At 44.0% G+C, this 21,653-nt stretch carries 1 protein-coding gene; it reads left to right on the top strand.

What is annotated here, in order from left to right; all coding sequences use genetic code 11:
• Positions 1 to 151 precede the first annotated feature (151 nt).
• Positions 152 to 21,646: a putative Ig domain-containing protein gene (locus tag MG292_RS09905; RefSeq protein WP_264532891.1), complete on the top strand. Its 21,495-nt coding sequence runs from the start codon at positions 152 to 154 to the stop codon at positions 21,644 to 21,646.
• The last annotated feature ends 7 nt before the right edge of the window (positions 21,647 to 21,653 follow it).

The raw sequence follows: 21,653 nt of genomic DNA, 5'->3' as shown, positions 1-21,653 counted from the left end.
TTATGATTCTAAAGGTGTAACTATTTTTTAATAGCTTTAGTATTTAAGTAAAAAAATAAAGTAAATAATCGGTTTTATATGTAAATATAAGAATATATAGAATTTTAAGCTAAAAGTACTTTTGTAGAAATTTATTTTTAAAATAGTTTCTATGAATTACAACACCTACAATGTCTTATTTAGTAAAAATAAGAGTTTCTTAATAGTTTTATTTTTGTTATTAAGTGTTTTTAGTTATTCACAGAATACACTTGGTAATCTTGGTTTAACTTCAACTACTCCTGCACGAGTGGCTTACTCTCTTCGTAAATTGAGTTCTTCGTATACTGGTGCTGCTATCCAAGTTCGACGTAGTTCGGATAATGTTACACAAGATATAGGTTTTGATGCCTCAGGTAATTTAAATCAACAAGCTTTATTGGACTTTGTGGGACCATCTGGAAATGGTTATGTTTCCACATTATATGACCAGTCTGGAAACGGCATTAATTTAAGTCAAACTACATTAGCAAATCAACCTGTAGTTGTTTTAGCAGGAAATTTAATTATAAAATCAGGAAGGCCTGTATTATTTTATGAGTCAGGTACTTTCTTGAGAGCTTCTACTGCTGCTTCATTGGTTGCGGTGCCTAACTCTGTAATTGCTGTATCTGGGAATGTTTCAGTGGATGGATCAAGTACTCATTCCGTTTTTCAATCTGGGGAACTTTCCAATGGGTTAACATTAAGTTTAAGTCCTTCGGGATCTTTGGGTGGCTCTAAAAGAGGTCAGGCCTCAATGCCTACAAATGCATTTATAAATGCTGATGTATTAAATTCAATTGTAATGACATCGCCAGCAAATGCGACTTCTACTCAAATTTTCCTAAATGGTACACAAGCAACGATTACCGCTGGAGCAACTAGTACTCCATTAACAGCCTCTGGCGCTTTAGCCATAGGTTCATTTGACGGTGTAGGAGCTTCAAGTAATTCATTTACAAGTGAATTTGTGTTGTTCCCTAACATTATTAGTTCTACTGACAGACAAACAGTTGAAGCGAATCAATCTACCTATTTTGGTCTAGCCCCTGCCACTTTGAGTTATACTAGTCTTAACTCTTTTTCAGTTAACAATACGATTTCAAATTTATCCCCTACAATTACTGGAGGTTCAGCTACAAATTATACTATTTCTCCTGCCTTACCTTTGGGCTTATCTATTAATGCTAATAATGGTATTATATCCGGAACCCCAACAACCATAACTGCAAGTGCAACTTACACTGTGACGGCTACAAATGGTTTTGGTAGTAAAACAGCTAATTTAACTATTGAAGTAAAAAATGTTATTCCTCAATTTAGTTATGCAAATAGGAATTTGTTAACCAATACGAGTGCTACTTTAACACCCACTACTAACGGATTTGTGGGTACTTATGTCATAAGTCCAAACTTACCAGCTGGGTTAAATTTGAATACTTCTACTGGAGCTATTAGTGGCACGCCGATCGGTTCTAGTACTTTGACAACCTATACTGTGACTGCAACTAACGCTATTGGGACCAGGACAGCCAGTTTTGATTTAAGTGTTTCTGCCGTTATAGGGATAAGCTATGTTCAGCCTCGCACCTATCTTAAAAATAGTAGTGTAGTTAATTTGGTGCCTACAGTAGTTACTTCTAGTACGGCTACATTTACAATTAATCCTTCGCTTCCCTCAGGATTGTCATTTAATTCATCCACCGGTGCTATTACAGGAACTCCATCTGCTACCCAAACACCTACTAGCTATACAATTACTGGAACAAATGCACAAGGGTCAGCTTCTACTACGGTTGTTTTAACAGTTGGGGAGTTTGCATTGGATAATTTAGGGTATTCTGCATCTGATCCTAAACCTAAGGTAGCTTATTCATTACGTAAATTGTCAAGTGATTATGACGGTCCTGCTATAAAAGTTCGTAGAAGTAGTGATGATTTTATAATGGATATTGGTTTTGATGCATCAGGAAATTTAAACCAAACTTCATTAAGGGATTTTGTGGGTAGTAGTGATGCTTACATCGTTACTTGGTACGATCAATCTGGAAATAATAAAGATGCTACTAATTTAATTCCTGCTAATCAACCACGTATTGCAAGTGGGGGGGTAATTGATGTTTTTAATGGAAAGCCTGTTATCAAGACAACCACTAGTTCACAATATTTAGATTTTTCTATAGCTATTTCTAATTCATTATTAACAACCAATTTTGTTGCAGGAAATACATTGGCTTCTGGTAAATTAGTTTCGCTTTCATCGAGTATAGGTGTCGACGAAGTTTCCAGTTCAGGTTTTGTTGGTTTAAGTATAGGTGGTAGTTTAACTTCCACACGGGTGTATTTGTCAAGAGCTTCAATTGACGTGAATTCGGATAAGCAATATTCGGGTACTAGTATTTATGATGGATCTAATTCAACTATTTATGCTAATGGAATAGTAGGTACGAGTTCTGCCATTACGAACGCTTTTGCTATTAGTGCTGGTCGTCTATTTGGTGGATTGGCAACACAATTTGGCGGTTTTTCTGGTACATCATCAGAGGTTATTATATTTAATTCTGCACTAAATACTTCAAATAGACAAACTCTCGAAAATAACCAAGGTGCTTATTATAACTTAGCCCCGTCAATAAGTTACACTTCGCCAACAGCTTATACAGTTAATACGGCAATTGCTAATTTAATTCCCGTTTCAGCAAATGGTAATGTTAATTATACTATAACACCCACTCTACCAACGGGTTTACAGTTAAATTCTAGAACAGGGGTTATATCAGGGACGCCCTCAACAATTGAGGCTTCGAAGATTTATACTATTCTAGCAACTAATGCTTTTGGAACAAGTAGTTCAACTGTTACCCTTACTGTTAATGATGTTGTCCCTGTAATTAGTTATTCAAATTTTAATTTTCTCCTTAACACATCTGCTACATTATCTCCTACAAAAAACGGATTCGCATCTGCCTCTTATATTATATCGCCTAGTTTGCCATCTGGTTTGAGTTTAAATTCTACAACTGGGATAATTACAGGTTCACCTACAGAATTAAGCAATAGCACTACTTATACCGTCACAGCAACAAACTCTGGAGGGTCAGGAAGTACCACATTTGAATTAGCTGTAAAAGATAAATTATCAATTACCTATAGTCAACCATCTACCTACGCAAGAAATATTAGTGTTGTTAATTTAGTACCTACTGTTGTAGCTTCATCTACTCCAACTTTTTCCATTAATCCTAGTCTACCTTCAGGATTGAGCTTTAGTACCTCCACTGGGGCTATAACTGGAACTCCTACTGCTTTATTAAGTTCAACAACCTATTCAGTAACAGGAGTTAATTTGGAAGGGTCCTACACGGCTACTTTCACACTTACAGTAGGAGAATTCACTCTTGATAAATTAGGTTTTTCTAATTCAGATCCTAAAGCAAAAGTAGCCTATTCCTTACGTAAATTAGTTTCTGATTATTCTGGAGCAGCTATTCTTGTAAGACGTAGTAGTGATAACGCTACTCAGGACATAGGATTTGATCTTTCTGGTAATCTAAATCAAACTGCTTTGACTACATTTATTGGAGGTAGTAGTGGTTTTGTTGTAACGTGGTATGATCAGTCAGGAAATGGCAATAATGCAACGAATAATACAAACGCAAATCAACCTCGTATTGTTAATGCAGGGGTTCTAGAACTATTCAATAATAAGCCTACGATAACTACCACCGCGAATAGTCAATTTTTAGATTTATCTACTACTATTTCAACTAATTCATTAGTTACAAATGTTGTTGCCGCAATGCAATCAGGAACATCTAATTCGGGTCGTTTGATTTCATTGGCTGCAAGTTCAGGTGCATCCGATTTTAATAGTATTACTTCTACTTTTCTTGGTAGAAATGGCGCACTTAATGCTATTTTATCTTATAGAAATTCACTGGCTAATGGATCCTCTACAGTTTTACTTAATACCTTATTTACTGCAACGAGTGTATATGATGGTAGTAATAGTACGATGTATGTTAATGGTGTAACAGGTTCTGTTGTTTCATCAACAGGTAGTTTTGGGGCTTCAAGGGTACGTATTTTTGGTCATACGGCTAATACAACTGAAGGTTGGACAGGTAGCCTTTCTGAAGTTGTTATTTTTGATCAAGCTTTTACCTCTACTAACAGAACAAGTGTAAATTCTAGTCAATCTGTTTACTATTCTTTACCTCCTTCGAATCTATCCTATTCAGGTTCAACGTTTACCTATACAAAAGGTACTGCGATTGCAGCAATTGCAGCCCCTACGAATTCTGGAGGTACCCCAACAAGCTACTCTGTAAGCCCAGCTTTACCAGCCGGTTTAGCCTTGAATACCGTTACAGGTTCTATTACAGGAATACCAACAGCAATAACGGCTTCAGCTTCTTACACGATTACGGCTACTAATATTGGAGGTAGTACTACAGCAAGCATTAACATCACTGTTAATGATGTGGCACCCTCTGCATTGACTTATTCTGGTTCTGTCTTCCTTTTTGGTAAAGGAACTGCTATTACCGCGATTGCAGCCCCTACCAATGGTGGAGGTACACCTACAAGTTATTCAGTAAGTCCAAGCTTGCCAGCAGGTTTAAGCTTGAATACAGCTACAGGTGCTATTACAGGAACTCCGACTGCAGTAACAGCTTCAACATCTTACACGATTACAGCAATTAATACAGGAGGAAGTGCCACAGCTAATATCAACATTGAAATTGGTGCCATTGTATTAGATAAAATTGGGCTAAACTCATCACCAGTAAAAGCAAGTTTAGCCTATTCTTTGCGTAAACTTAGTTCTTCTTATACTGGTAGTGCAATTAAAGTACGTAATAGTTTGAACAACACACTTGATATTGGTTTTGTTGGAGATAATTTAGATGAGGCTTCATTAGTATCTTTTGTAAATTTAGGAAATGGTAATGGTTATGTTGATACCTGGTATGATCAAAGTGGTTATGGTAATCATCTAAGCAATACTACTTTATCAAGCCAACCACAAATTGCAGCATCAGGAGCAGTAATAAAGATGAATAATAGACCGAGTATACTTTCATCTGTTGCTTCTTTCACAAGATTAGATGTATCGCCTGTATCACCTGTAACGATGAATCAAGTAAGTATAGTAGGTCGTTCGGGGACGGCTTCCTCAACATACTCTGCATTCATGCAACAAGCAGGACCATTGTCCTATTTTAGATTGAATCCTAGTGATAATTTTGAAGCTTTAGCTAATGGAGCTACTGTTATTTCTACTTCAGCATCAGAAGCAACATCAAACTTAAGAATCTATTCAGCAGTTTTTCCGACAGGTTTACTATATTCAAATGGAACACAAATAGCTAGTTCTTCTGCTAGCACAGCGACAGGTTCTAGTAACAATATTACATTATTTAATGCACCAGGTGGAACTTTTCCATTGAATGGAACTATTTCTGAATTTATAGCATTCCCAAGCACGGTTAGTAGAACTTTGTTAGAGACAAATCAAGGGGTTTATTATTCTGTTACTGATTTAGCACCATCAGCGCTTACCTATATTGGTTCACCGTTCACGTACACAAGAAACACTGCGATCACACCGATTGCAGCGCCTACAAATGCAGGAGGTCCAATTGTTAGCTACTCAGTATCACCAGCATTACCAGCAGGCTTGAGCTTGAACACTGCTACAGGAGCCATTACAGGTACACCGACAGCAATAACCGCATCGGCTACGTATACCATTACGGCTACTAATACAGGAGGCAGCACCACGACTACTTTAAGTATCACTGTGAATGATGCAGCACCTACTACTTTAGCCTACACCGGTTCACCGTTTACCTATACCAAAGGCACTGCTATCACGGCTATCGCAGCACCAACTAACTCAGGAGGTACTCCAACAAGCTACTCAGTATCGCCAGCATTACCAGCAGGCTTGAGCTTGAATACTGCTACAGGAGCCATTACAGGCACACCGACAGCAGTAACTGCTTCAGCTACGTATACCATTACGGCTACTAATACAGGAGGTAGTACTACAGCGACTATTAACATCACTGTTAAAGATATCGCCCCATCGGCGCTTACGTACACCGGTTCACCGTTTACCTATACCAAAGGAACTGCGATCGCTCCGATTGCAGCACCAACTAATGGTGGTGGAGCAGTAGTGAGCTACTCAGTATCACCAGCCTTACCAGCAGGCTTGAGCTTGAACACCGCTACAGGAGCCATTACAGGAACACCGAGCGCGTTAGCTACATCAGCTTCATACACGATTACGGCTACTAATACAGGAGGTAGTACTACAGCAACTATTAACATCACTGTGAATGATGTTGCGCCATCTACTTTAGTGTACACAGGTTCACCGTTTACCTATACCAAAGGCACGGCTATCACGGCTATCGCAGCACCAACTAATGGTGGTGGAGCAGTAGTGAGCTACTCAGTATCACCAGCCTTACCAGCAGGCTTGAGCTTGAACACCGCTACAGGAGCCATTACAGGAACACCGAGCGCGTTAGCTACATCAGCTTCATACACGATTACGGCTACCAACACAGGTGGAAGCACAACAGCCAGCATTAACATCACTGTTAATGATGTTGCGCCATCTACTTTAGTGTACACAGGTTCACCGTTCACCTATACCAAAGGAACTGCGATCGCTCCGATTGCAGCACCAACTAATGGTGGTGGAACAGTAGTTAGCTATGCCGTATCACCAGCATTACCAGCAGGCTTGAGCTTGAACACTGCTACAGGAGCCATTACAGGCACACCAACTGCAGTAACCGCATCGGCTACGTATACCATTACGGCTACTAATACAGGAGGCAGCACCACGACTACTTTAAGTATCACTGTGAATGATGCAGCACCTACTACTTTAGCCTACACAGGTTCACCGTTTACCTATACCAAAGGCACGGCTATCACGGCTATCGCAGCACCAACTAATGGTGGTGGAGCAGTAGTGAGCTACTCAGTATCGCCAGCATTACCAGCAGGCTTGAGCTTGAACACCGCTACAGGAGCCATTACAGGAACACCAACAGCAGTAACTGCTTCAGCTACGTATACTATTACGGCTACTAATACAGGAGGTAGTACTACAGCGACTATTAACATCACTGTTAAAGATATCGCCCCATCGGCGCTTACGTACACCGGTTCACCGTTTACCTATACCAAAGGCACGGCTATTACGGCTATTGCAGCCCCTACGAATGGTGGTGGAACAGTAGTTAGCTATGCAGTATCGCCAGCATTACCAGCAGGCTTGAGCTTGAACACTGCTACAGGAGCCATTACAGGCACACCAACAGCAGTAACTGCTTCAGCTACGTATACTATTACGGCTACTAATACAGGAGGTAGTACTACAGCGACTATTAACATCACTGTTAATGATGCAGCACCTACTACTTTAGCCTACACCGGTTCACCGTTTACCTATACCAAGGGCACGGCTATTACGGCTATTGCAGCCCCTACGAATGGTGGTGGAACAGTAGTGAGCTACTCAGTATCGCCAGCATTACCAGCAGGCTTGAGCTTGAACACTGCTACAGGAGCCATTACAGGCACACCAACAGCAGTAACTGCTTCAGCTACGTATACTATTACGGCTACTAATACAGGAGGTAGTACTACAGCGACTATTAACATCACTGTTAATGATGCAGCACCTACTACTTTAGCCTACACCGGTTCACCGTTTACCTATACCAAGGGTACCGCTATCACGGCTATTGCAGCACCTACCAACTCAGGAGGTACTCCAACAAGCTATGCCGTATCACCAGCATTACCAGCAGGCTTGAGCTTGAACACTGCTACAGGAGCCATTACAGGCACACCAACAGCAGTAACTGCTTCAGCTACGTATACTATTACGGCTACTAATACAGGAGGTAGTACTACAGCGACTATTAACATCACTGTTAAAGATATCGCCCCATCGGCGCTTACGTACACCGGTTCACCGTTTACCTATACCAAAGGCACTGCTATCACGGCTATCGCAGCACCAACTAATGGTGGTGGAACAGTAGTGAGCTACTCAGTATCACCAGCCTTACCAGCAGGCTTGAGCTTGAACACTGCTACAGGAGCCATTACAGGAACACCGAGCGCGTTAGCTACATCAGCTTCATACACGATTACGGCTACTAATACAGGAGGTAGTACTACAGCAACTATTAACATCACTGTTAATGACATTGCACCTACTACTTTAGCCTACACAGGTTCACCGTTTACCTATACCAAAGGCACGGCTATCACGGCTATCGCAGCACCAACTAATGGTGGTGGAGCAGTAGTGAGCTACTCAGTATCACCAGCATTACCAGCAGGCTTGAGCTTGAACACCGCTACAGGAGCCATTACAGGCACACCGACAGCAGTAAGTGCATCAGCTACTTATTCGATTACGGCTACGAACACAGGAGGAAGTACGACAGCTACAATAAGTATTGCTGTAAATGACATTGCACTTGATTTAGCAGGTTTGAGTTCATCGACACCTTCATCAGCTGCATATTCATTAAGAAAGTTAAGCAGTACCTATAATGGACCATTAGTTCGTATAACAGTAGGGACAAATTATTATGATGTTTATCCAGATAACACAGCAAGTAAATCTTTCTCAACCTCTTCGCCTATATCAGCTGCTTATTCTACATTTAATTCTACGTCTACGGGTATAAATGGTGGTAATACTTTAAGCTCGATTATATCAGGTTCTATTAGTGCAACTGTTGCTATTTGGTATGATCAAAGTGGAAATAGCAGAGATATTTCCCAAGCAACTACATCAAATCAGCCTAGTATTATAACCAATGGTAGTTTGATTACAAGAGCAGGTAAGCCTGTTGTTTATTTGCCTGCTACTGTTGTGACCTACCTTCAAAATACAAGTGCTTCAATAGGTTTACCAGCTAGTATTATTAATGTTGCAGGACTTGATAATTTAACTACTAGTAACCTGGGTATGTCTCATATGGGCTCAGGAAATGGTATCGGCTTTAGAATTGGAGTTGGAGGAAATCTAATTGCGTCAAAGAGAAATGTTGCTAATTTGACATCTAACTCTTTTGTTACGGCAAATAGTCTTAATATAGTATCCTTAACACAAGAGGCCTCTGGGGTTAATTCTAATTTAACAAGATTATTTTTAAATGGTAGTCAGTCTACCATAGATTCAGGAGAAACTTCAGCTATAGAAAATCCCTCAGGAAGGTTTACAATTGGTGCATTTGATAATAATGGTTCTTTACAAACATTTGCTAGTGAAGGTTTCATTAGTGAATCTATTGTTTTCTCTCAGATTTTATCAACAGTTGACAAACAGACTTTAGAAGGTAATCAGGGTGTCTTTTATTCATTGTCACCTTCAAATTTAGTTTACACAGGTTCACCGTTCACGTACACAAGAAACACTGCGATCACTCCGGTTGCAGCGCCTAGCAGTACAGGTGGTACTCCAACAAGCTACGCAGTATCACCAGCATTACCAGCAGGCTTGAGCTTGAACACTGCTACAGGAGCCATTACAGGCACACCGACGGCAGTAAGTGCATCAGCTACTTACTCGATTACGGCTACTAATGGATTTGGTAGCACATCTGCAAGCATTAACATCACTGTGAATGATGTTGCGCCATCTACTTTAGTGTACACAGGTTCACCGTTCACCTATACCAAAGGAACTGCGATCGCTCCGATTGCAGCACCAACTAATGGTGGTGGAGCAGTAGTGAGCTACTCAGTATCACCAGCCTTACCAGCAGGCTTGAGCTTGAACACCGCTACAGGAGCCATTACAGGAACACCGAGCGCGTTAGCTACATCAGCTTCATACACGATTACGGCTACTAATACAGGAGGTAGTACTACAGCAACTATTAACATCACTGTGAATGATGCAGCACCTACTACTTTAGCCTACACCGGTTCACCGTTTACCTATACCAAAGGCACTGCTATCACGGCTATCGCAGCACCAACTAACTCAGGAGGTACTCCAACAAGCTACTCAGTATCGCCAGCATTACCAGCAGGCTTGAGCTTGAATACTGCTACAGGAGCCATTACAGGCACACCGACAGCAGTAACTGCTTCAGCTACGTATACCATTACGGCTACTAATACAGGAGGTAGTACTACAGCGACTATTAACATCACTGTTAAAGATATCGCCCCATCGGCGCTTACGTACACCGGTTCACCGTTTACCTATACCAAAGGAACTGCGATCGCTCCGATTGCAGCACCAACTAATGGTGGTGGAGCAGTAGTGAGCTACTCAGTATCACCAGCCTTACCAGCAGGCTTGAGCTTGAACACCGCTACAGGAGCCATTACAGGCACACCGACAGCAGTAAGTGCATCAGCTACTTATTCGATTACGGCTACTAATACAGGAGGTAGTACTACAGCAACTATTAACATCACTGTGAATGATGTTGCGCCATCTACTTTAGTGTACACAGGTTCACCGTTTACCTATACCAAAGGCACGGCTATCACGGCTATCGCAGCACCAACTAATGGTGGTGGAGCAGTAGTGAGCTACTCAGTATCACCAGCCTTACCAGCAGGCTTGAGCTTGAACACCGCTACAGGAGCCATTACAGGAACACCGAGCGCGTTAGCTACATCAGCTTCATACACGATTACGGCTACCAACACAGGTGGAAGCACAACAGCCAGCATTAACATCACTGTTAATGATGTTGCGCCATCTACTTTAGTGTACACAGGTTCACCGTTTACCTATACCAAAGGTACCGCTATTACGGCTATTGCAGCCCCTACGAATGGTGGTGGAACAGTAGTGAGCTACTCAGTATCGCCAGCATTACCAGCAGGCTTGAGCTTGAACACTGCTACAGGAGCCATTACAGGCACACCAACAGCAGTAACTGCTTCAGCTACGTATACTATTACGGCTACTAATACAGGAGGTAGTACTACAGCGACTATTAACATCACTGTTAATGATGCAGCACCTACTACTTTAGCCTACACCGGTTCACCGTTTACCTATACCAAGGGTACCGCTATCACGGCTATTGCAGCACCTACCAACTCAGGAGGTACTCCAACAAGCTATGCCGTATCACCAGCATTACCAGCAGGCTTGAGCTTGAACACCGCTACAGGAGCCATTACAGGCACACCAACAGCAGTAACTGCTTCAGCTACGTATACTATTACGGCTACTAATACAGGAGGTAGTACTACAGCGACTATTAACATCACTGTTAATGATGCAGCACCTACTACTTTAGTGTACACCGGTTCACCGTTTACCTATACCAAGGGTACCGCTATCACGGCTATCGCAGCACCTACCAACTCAGGAGGTACTCCAACAAGCTACTCAGTATCACCAGCATTACCAGCAGGCTTGAGCTTGAATACTGCTACAGGAGCCATTACAGGCACACCAACAGCAGTAACTGCTTCAGCTACGTATACTATTACGGCTACTAATACAGGAGGTAGTACTACAGCGACTATTAACATCACTGTTAATGATGCAGCACCTACTACTTTAGCCTACACCGGTTCACCGTTTACCTATACCAAGGGTACCGCTATCACGGCTATCGCAGCACCTACCAACTCAGGAGGTACTCCAACAAGCTACTCAGTATCACCAGCCTTACCAGCAGGCTTGAGCTTGAACACCGCTACAGGAGCCATTACAGGAACACCGAGCGCGTTAGCTACATCAGCTTCATACACGATTACGGCTACCAACACAGGTGGAAGCACAACAGCCAGCATTAACATCACTGTTAATGATGTTGCGCCATCTACTTTAGTGTACACAGGTTCACCGTTCACCTATACCAAAGGCACGGCTATTACGGCTATTGCAGCACCAACTAACTCAGGAGGTACTCCAACAAGCTACTCAGTATCGCCAGCATTACCAGCAGGCTTGAGCTTGAACACTGCTACAGGAGCCATTACAGGCACACCAACAGCAGTAACTGCTTCAGCTACGTATACTATTACGGCTACTAATACAGGAGGTAGTACTACAGCGACTATTAACATCACTGTTAATGATGCAGCACCTACTACTTTAGTGTACACAGGTTCACCGTTTACCTATACCAAAGGCACGGCTATTACGGCTATTGCAGCACCTACCAACTCAGGAGGTACTCCAACAAGCTACTCAGTATCGCCAGCATTACTAGCAGGCTTGAGCTTGAACACTGCTACAGGAGCCATTACAGGCACACCAACAGCAGTAACTGCTTCAGCTACGTATACTATTACGGCTACTAATACAGGAGGTAGTACTACAGCGACTATTAACATCACTGTTAATGATGCAGCACCTACTACTTTAGCCTACACCGGTTCACCGTTTACCTATACCAAGGGCACGGCTATTACGGCTATTGCAGCCCCTACGAATGGTGGTGGAACAGTAGTGAGCTACTCAGTATCGCCAGCATTACCAGCAGGCTTGAGCTTGAACACTGCTACAGGAGCCATTACAGGCACACCAACAGCAGTAACTGCTTCAGCTACGTATACCATTACGGCTACTAATACAGGAGGTAGTACTACAGCGACTATTAACATCACTGTTAATGATGCAGCACCTACTACTTTAGCCTACACCGGTTCACCGTTTACCTATACCAAGGGTACCGCTATCACGGCTATTGCAGCCCCTACGAATGGTGGTGGAACAGTAGTGAGCTACTCAGTATCGCCAGCATTACCAGCAGGCTTGAGCTTGAACACTGCTACAGGAGCCATTACAGGCACACCAACAGCAGTAACTGCTTCAGCTACGTATACTATTACGGCTACTAATACAGGAGGTAGTACTACAGCGACTATTAACATCACTGTTAATGATGCAGCACCTACTACTTTAGTGTACACCGGTTCACCGTTTACCTATACCAAAGGAACTGCGATCGCTCCGATTGCAGCACCAACTAATGGTGGTGGAACAGTAGTGAGCTATGCAGTATCACCAGCATTACCAGCAGGCTTGAGCTTGAATACTGCTACAGGAGCCATTACAGGCACACCAACTGCAGTAACCGCATCGGCTACGTATACTATTACGGCTACTAATACAGGAGGTAGTACTACAGCGACTATTAACATCACTGTTAATGATGCAGCACCTACTACTTTAGTGTACACCGGTTCACCGTTTACCTATACCAAAGGAACTGCGATCGCTCCGATTGCAGCACCAACTAATGGTGGTGGAACAGTAGTGAGCTACTCAGTATCACCAGCCTTACCAGCAGGCTTGAGCTTGAACACCGCTACAGGAGCCATTACAGGCACACCAACAGCAGTAACTGCTTCAGCTACGTATACTATTACGGCTACTAATACAGGAGGTAGTACTACAGCGACTATTAACATCACTGTTAATGATGCAGCACCTACTACTTTAGTGTACACCGGTTCACCGTTTACCTATACCAAGGGTACCGCTATCACGGCTATCGCAGCACCTACCAACTCAGGAGGTACTCCAACAAGCTACTCAGTATCACCAGCATTACCAGCAGGCTTGAGCTTGAATACTGCTACAGGAGCCATTACAGGCACACCAACAGCAGTAACTGCTTCAGCTACGTATACTATTACGGCTACTAATACAGGAGGCAGCACCACGACTACTTTAAGTATCACTGTGAATGATGCAGCACCTACTACTTTAGCCTACACCGGTTCACCGTTTACCTATACCAAGGGTACCGCTATCACGGCTATCGCAGCACCTACCAACTCAGGAGGTACTCCAACAAGCTACTCAGTATCACCAGCCTTACCAGCAGGCTTGAGCTTGAACACCGCTACAGGAGCCATTACAGGAACACCGAGCGCGTTAGCTACATCAGCTTCATACACGATTACGGCTACCAACACAGGTGGAAGCACAACAGCCAGCATTAACATCACTGTTAATGATGTTGCGCCATCTACTTTAGTGTACACAGGTTCACCGTTCACCTATACCAAAGGCACGGCTATTACGGCTATTGCAGCACCAACTAACTCAGGAGGTACTCCAACAAGCTACTCAGTATCGCCAGCATTACCAGCAGGCTTGAGCTTGAACACTGCTACAGGAGCCATTACAGGCACACCAACAGCAGTAACTGCTTCAGCTACGTATACTATTACGGCTACTAATACAGGAGGTAGTACTACAGCGACTATTAACATCACTGTTAATGATGCAGCACCTACTACTTTAGTGTACACAGGTTCACCGTTTACCTATACCAAAGGCACGGCTATTACGGCTATTGCAGCACCTACCAACTCAGGAGGTACTCCAACAAGCTACTCAGTATCGCCAGCATTACCAGCAGGCTTGAGCTTGAACACTGCTACAGGAGCCATTACAGGCACACCAACAGCAGTAACTGCTTCAGCTACGTATACTATTACGGCTACTAATACAGGAGGTAGTACTACAGCGACTATTAACATCACTGTTAATGATGCAGCACCTACTACTTTAGCCTACACCGGTTCACCGTTTACCTATACCAAGGGCACGGCTATTACGGCTATTGCAGCCCCTACGAATGGTGGTGGAACAGTAGTGAGCTACTCAGTATCGCCAGCATTACCAGCAGGCTTGAGCTTGAACACTGCTACAGGAGCCATTACAGGCACACCAACAGCAGTAACTGCTTCAGCTACGTATACCATTACGGCTACTAATACAGGAGGTAGTACTACAGCGACTATTAACATCACTGTTAATGATGCAGCACCTACTACTTTAGCCTACACCGGTTCACCGTTTACCTATACCAAGGGTACCGCTATCACGGCTATTGCAGCCCCTACGAATGGTGGTGGAACAGTAGTGAGCTACTCAGTATCGCCAGCATTACCAGCAGGCTTGAGCTTGAACACTGCTACAGGAGCCATTACAGGCACACCAACAGCAGTAACCGCATCAGCTTCATACACGATTACGGCTACCAACACAGGTGGAAGCACAACAGCCAGCATTAACATCACTGTTAATGATGCAGCACCTACTACTTTAGCCTACACCGGTTCACCGTTTACCTATACCAAGGGCACGGCTATTACGGCTATTGCAGCCCCTACGAATGGTGGTGGAACAGTAGTGAGCTACTCAGTATCGCCAGCATTACCAGCAGGCTTGAGCTTGAACACCGCTACAGGAGCCATTACAGGAACACCAACTGCAGTAACCGCATCAGCTTCATACACGATTACGGCTACCAACACAGGTGGAAGCACAACAGCCAGCATTAACATCACTGTTAATGATGCAGCACCTACTACTTTAGCCTACACCGGTTCACCGTTTACCTATACCAAGGGCACGGCTATTACGGCTATTGCAGCCCCTACGAATGGTGGTGGAACAGTAGTGAGCTACTCAGTATCGCCAGCATTACCAGCAGGCTTGAGCTTGAACACTGCTACAGGAGCCATTACAGGCACACCAACAGCAGTAACTGCTTCAGCTACGTATACTATTACGGCTACTAATACAGGAGGTAGTACTACAGCGACTATTAACATCACTGTTAATGATGCAGCACCTACTACTTTAGCCTACACCGGTTCACCGTTTACCTATACCAAGGGTACCGCTATCACGGCTATTGCAGCCCCTACGAATGGTGGTGGAACAGTAGTGAGCTACTCAGTATCGCCAGCATTACCAGCAGGCTTGAGCTTGAACACCGCTACAGGAGCCATTACAGGAACACCAACTGCAGTAACCGCATCGGCTACGTATACTATTACGGCTACTAATACAGGAGGTAGTACTACAGCGACTATTAACATCACTGTTAATGATGCAGCACCTACTACTTTAGTGTACACCGGTTCACCGTTTACCTATACCAAGGGCACGGCTATTACGGCTATTGCAGCCCCTACGAATGGTGGTGGAACAGTAGTGAGCTACTCAGTATCGCCAGCATTACCAGCAGGCTTGAGCTTGAACACCGCTACAGGAGCCATTACAGGAACACCAACTGCAGTAACCGCATCAGCTTCATACACGATTACGGCTACCAACACAGGTGGAAGCACAACAGCCAGCATTAACATCACTGTTAATGATGCAGCACCTACTACTTTAGCCTACACCGGTTCACCGTTTACCTATACCAAAGGAACTGCGATCGCTCCGATTGCAGCACCAACTAATGGTGGTGGAACAGTAGTGAGCTACTCAGTATCACCAGCCTTACCAGCAGGCTTGAGCTTGAACACCGCTACAGGAGCCATTACAGGCACACCAACAGCAGTAACTGCTTCAGCTACGTATACTATTACGGCTACTAATACAGGAGGTAGTACTACAGCGACTATTAACATCACTGTTAATGATGCAGCACCTACTACTTTAGTGTACACCGGTTCACCGTTTACCTATACCAAAGGCACGGCTATCACGGCTATCGCAGCACCTACCAACTCAGGAGGTACTCCAACAAGCTACTCAGTATCACCAGCATTACCAGCAGGCTTGAGCTTGAATACTGCTACAGGAGCCATTACAGGCACACCAACTGCAGTAACCGCATCGGCTACGTATACTATTACGGCTACTAATACAGGAGGTAGTACTACAGCGACTATTAACATCACTGTTAATGATGCAGCACCTACTACTTTAGTGTACACCGGTTCACCGTTTACCTATACCAAAGGCACGGCTATCACGGCTATCGCAGCACCAACTAATGGTGGTGGAGCAGTAGTGAGCTACTCAGTATCACCAGCATTACCAGCAGGCTTGAGCTTGAATACTGCTACAGGAGCCATTACAGGCACACCAACTGCAGTAACCGCATCGGCTACGTATACCATTACGGCTACTAATACAGGAGGCAGCACCACGACTACTTTAAGTATCACTGTGAATGATGCAGCACCTACTACTTTAGCCTACACAGGTTCACCGTTTACCTATACCAAAGGCACGGCTATCACGGCTATCGCAGCACCAACTAATGGTGGTGGAGCAGTAGTGAGCTACTCAGTATCACCAGCATTACCAGCAGGCTTGAGCTTGAACACTGCTACAGGAGCCATTACAGGCACACCAACAGCAGTAACTGCTTCAGCTACGTATACCATTACGGCTACTAATACAGGAGGTAGTACTACAGCGACTATTAACATCACTGTTAATGACATTGCACCTACTACTTTAGCCTACACCGGTTCACCGTTCACCTATACCAAAGGAACTGCGATCGCTCCGATTGCAGCACCAACTAATGGTGGTGGAACAGTAGTTAGCTATGCCGTATCACCAGCATTACCAGCAGGCTTGAGCTTGAACACTGCTACAGGAGCCATTACAGGCACACCAACTGCAGTAACCGCATCGGCTACGTATACCATTACGGCTACTAATACAGGAGGCAGCACCACGACTACTTTAAGTATCACTGTGAATGATGCAGCACCTACTACTTTAGCCTACACAGGTTCACCGTTTACCTATACCAAAGGCACGGCTATCACGGCTATCGCAGCACCAACTAATGGTGGTGGAGCAGTAGTGAGCTACTCAGTATCGCCAGCATTACCAGCAGGCTTGAGCTTGAACACCGCTACAGGAGCCATTACAGGAACACCAACTGCAGTAACCGCATCGGCTACGTATACTATTACGGCTACTAATACAGGAGGTAGTACTACAGCGACTATTAACATCACTGTTAAAGATATCGCCCCATCGGCGCTTACGTACACCGGTTCACCGTTTACCTATACCAAAGGCACGGCTATTACGGCTATTGCAGCCCCTACGAATGGTGGTGGAACAGTAGTTAGCTATGCAGTATCGCCAGCATTACCAGCAGGCTTGAGCTTGAACACTGCTACAGGAGCCATTACAGGCACACCAACAGCAGTAACTGCTTCAGCTACGTATACTATTACGGCTACTAATACAGGAGGTAGTACTACAGCGACTATTAACATCACTGTTAATGATGCAGCACCTACTACTTTAGCCTACACCGGTTCACCGTTTACCTATACCAAGGGTACCGCTATCACGGCTATTGCAGCACCTACCAACTCAGGAGGTACTCCAACAAGCTACTCAGTATCGCCAGCATTACCAGCAGGCTTGAGCTTGAACACCGCTACAGGAGCCATTACAGGAACACCAACTGCAGTAACCGCATCAGCTTCATACACGATTACGGCTACCAACACAGGTGGAAGCACAACAGCCAGCATTAACATCACTGTTAATGATGCAGCACCTACTACTTTAGCCTACACCGGTTCACCGTTTACCTATACCAAGGGCACGGCTATTACGGCTATTGCAGCCCCTACGAATGGTGGTGGAACAGTAGTGAGCTACTCAGTATCGCCAGCATTACCAGCAGGCTTGAGCTTGAACACCGCTACAGGAGCCATTACAGGAACACCAACTGCAGTAACCGCATCAGCTTCATACACGATTACGGCTACCAACACAGGTGGAAGCACAACAGCCAGCATTAACATCACTGTTAATGATGCAGCACCTACTACTTTAGCCTACACCGGTTCACCGTTTACCTATACCAAGGGCACGGCTATTACGGCTATTGCAGCCCCTACGAATGGTGGTGGAACAGTAGTGAGCTACTCAGTATCGCCAGCATTACCAGCAGGCTTGAGCTTGAACACTGCTACAGGAGCCATTACAGGCACACCAACAGCAGTAACTGCTTCAGCTACGTATACTATTACGGCTACTAATACAGGAGGTAGTACTACAGCGACTATTAACATCACTGTTAATGATGCAGCACCTACTACTTTAGCCTACACCGGTTCACCGTTTACCTATACCAAGGGTACCGCTATCACGGCTATTGCAGCCCCTACGAATGGTGGTGGAACAGTAGTGAGCTACTCAGTATCGCCAGCATTACCAGCAGGCTTGAGCTTGAACACTGCTACAGGAGCCATTACAGGCACACCAACAGCAGTAACTGCTTCAGCTACGTATACTATTACGGCTACTAATACAGGAGGTAGTACTACAGCGACTATTAACATCACTGTTAATGATGCAGCACCTACTACTTTAGTGTACACCGGTTCACCGTTTACCTATACCAAAGGAACTGCGATCGCTCCGATTGCAGCACCAACTAATGGTGGTGGAACAGTAGTGAGCTATGCAGTATCACCAGCATTACCAGCAGGCTTGAGCTTGAATACTGCTACAGGAGCCATTACAGGCACACCAACTGCAGTAACCGCATCGGCTACGTATACTATTACGGCTACTAATACAGGAGGTAGTACTACAGCGACTATTAACATCACTGTTAATGATGCAGCACCTACTACTTTAGTGTACACCGGTTCACCGTTTACCTATACCAAAGGAACTGCGATCGCTCCGATTGCAGCACCAACTAATGGTGGTGGAACAGTAGTGAGCTACTCAGTATCACCAGCCTTACCAGCAGGCTTGAGCTTGAACACCGCTACAGGAGCCATTACAGGCACACCAACAGCAGTAACTGCTTCAGCTACGTATACTATTACGGCTACTAATACAGGAGGTAGTACTACAGCGACTATTAACATCACTGTTAATGATGCAGCACCTACTACTTTAGTGTACACCGGTTCACCGTTTACCTATACCAAAGGCACGGCTATCACGGCTATCGCAGCACCTACCAACTCAGGAGGTACTCCAACAAGCTACTCAGTATCACCAGCATTACCAGCAGGCTTGAGCTTGAATACTGCTACAGGAGCCATTACAGGCACACCAACTGCAGTAACCGCATCGGCTACGTATACTATTACGGCTACTAATACAGGAGGTAGTACTACAGCGACTATTAACATCACTGTTAATGATGCAGCACCTACTACTTTAGTGTACACCGGTTCACCGTTTACCTATACCAAAGGCACTGCTATCACGGCTATCGCAGCACCAACTAACTCAGGAGGTACTCCAACAAGCTACTCAGTATCGCCAGCATTACCAGCAGGCTTGAGCTTGAATACTGCTACAGGAGCCATTACAGGCACACCGACAGCAGTAACTGCTTCAGCTACGTATACTATTACGGCTACTAATACAGGAGGTAGTACTACAGCAAGCATTAACATCACCGTTAATAGAGCTAACTCAACTATTACCGCAACAGGCGTAACTGTATTTACTTATACAGGTAACCCTCAAGGACCATCAACGTCTACAGTAACAGGTTCTACAGGGGCAGTGACTTATGTGTATAGTGGAACAGGTACAACCTCTTATGGACCAAGTACTATAGCACCAATAAACGCTGGTACATATGAGGTAGTAGCTACGGTGGCTGCTGATGCTGATTATGAAGGAGCTATTTCACCAACATTGGCCTTTACGATTGGTAAAGCCAATACTACTGTTGCTTTTACAGGAACAAGTTTTACTTATACTGGTTCAATACAAGCTCCTACGGCTACAATAACAGGTTCAACAGGAACAGTAACCTACACTTATACGGGTACAGGAGCAACCTCTTATGGACCAAGTACTACAGCACCAACAAATATTGGTACATATGAGGTAGTAGTTACGGTTGCCTCCGATGTTAATTATAATGGAGTGAGTTCAACAGCTTTTGCTTTTGTAGTTATTAATTCTACACCAGCTCCGTCGGCGCTTACATACACAGGTTCACCGTTTACCTATACCAAAGGTACAGCGATTACCCCTATTGCAGCCCCTACGAATGTAGGAGGTACTCCAACAAGTTATTCAGTATCACCAGCTTTACCAGCAGGCTTGAGCTTGAACACTGCTACAGGAGCCATTACAGGCACACCAACAGCAGTAACTGCTTCAGCTACGTATACTATTACGGCTACTAATACAGGAGGTAGTACCACGGCTACTTTAAGTATCACAGTGAATGATATCGCGCCATCAGCCTTGACTTATATTGGTTCACCGTTTACCTATACCAAAGGTACAGCGATTACCCCTATTGCAGCCCCTACGAATGTAGGAGGTACTCCAACAAGTTATTCAGTAAGTCCAGCATTACCAACAGGCTTGAGCTTGAACACCGCTACGGGAGCCATTACAGGTACACCGACAGAGGAGGTTATTGCTACCGTTTATGTAGTAACGGCTACGAATACAGGGGGTAATGCAATATCTAATATTAAGATAACTGTAATATCGGATATAGACGGAGATGGTGTTAGCGATACCAAAGATAATTGTCCTCTGATAGCTAATCCAAATCAAGAGGATATTGATGGAGATGGAAAAGGAGATGTTTGTGATTTAGTTGAGATAAATCCATCTCAGGTATTTACTCCAAATGGTGATGGAATTAATGACGAATGGGTAATTATAAATATTCAAAACTATCCAAATTCAATAGTATATGTGTTTGACAGTAACGGTAAAAAAGTATTTGAGCAAGTGAATTATAAAAATGATTGGAAAGCTCAACTTAGTGTAGGCTCTTACTATTACCAAATCGATTTAGATGGAGACAATGTAATCGATGAACAAGGATGGTTTTATATAACTAAGTAATAATGAA

The organism is Flavobacterium keumense (genome assembly GCF_029866485.1).
In the GTDB taxonomy this organism is placed as follows: Bacteria; Bacteroidota; Bacteroidia; order Flavobacteriales; family Flavobacteriaceae; genus Flavobacterium; species Flavobacterium keumense.
Note: the sequence above shows the minus strand (reverse complement) of the source record. Positions and strands in the feature narration are given on the sequence as shown.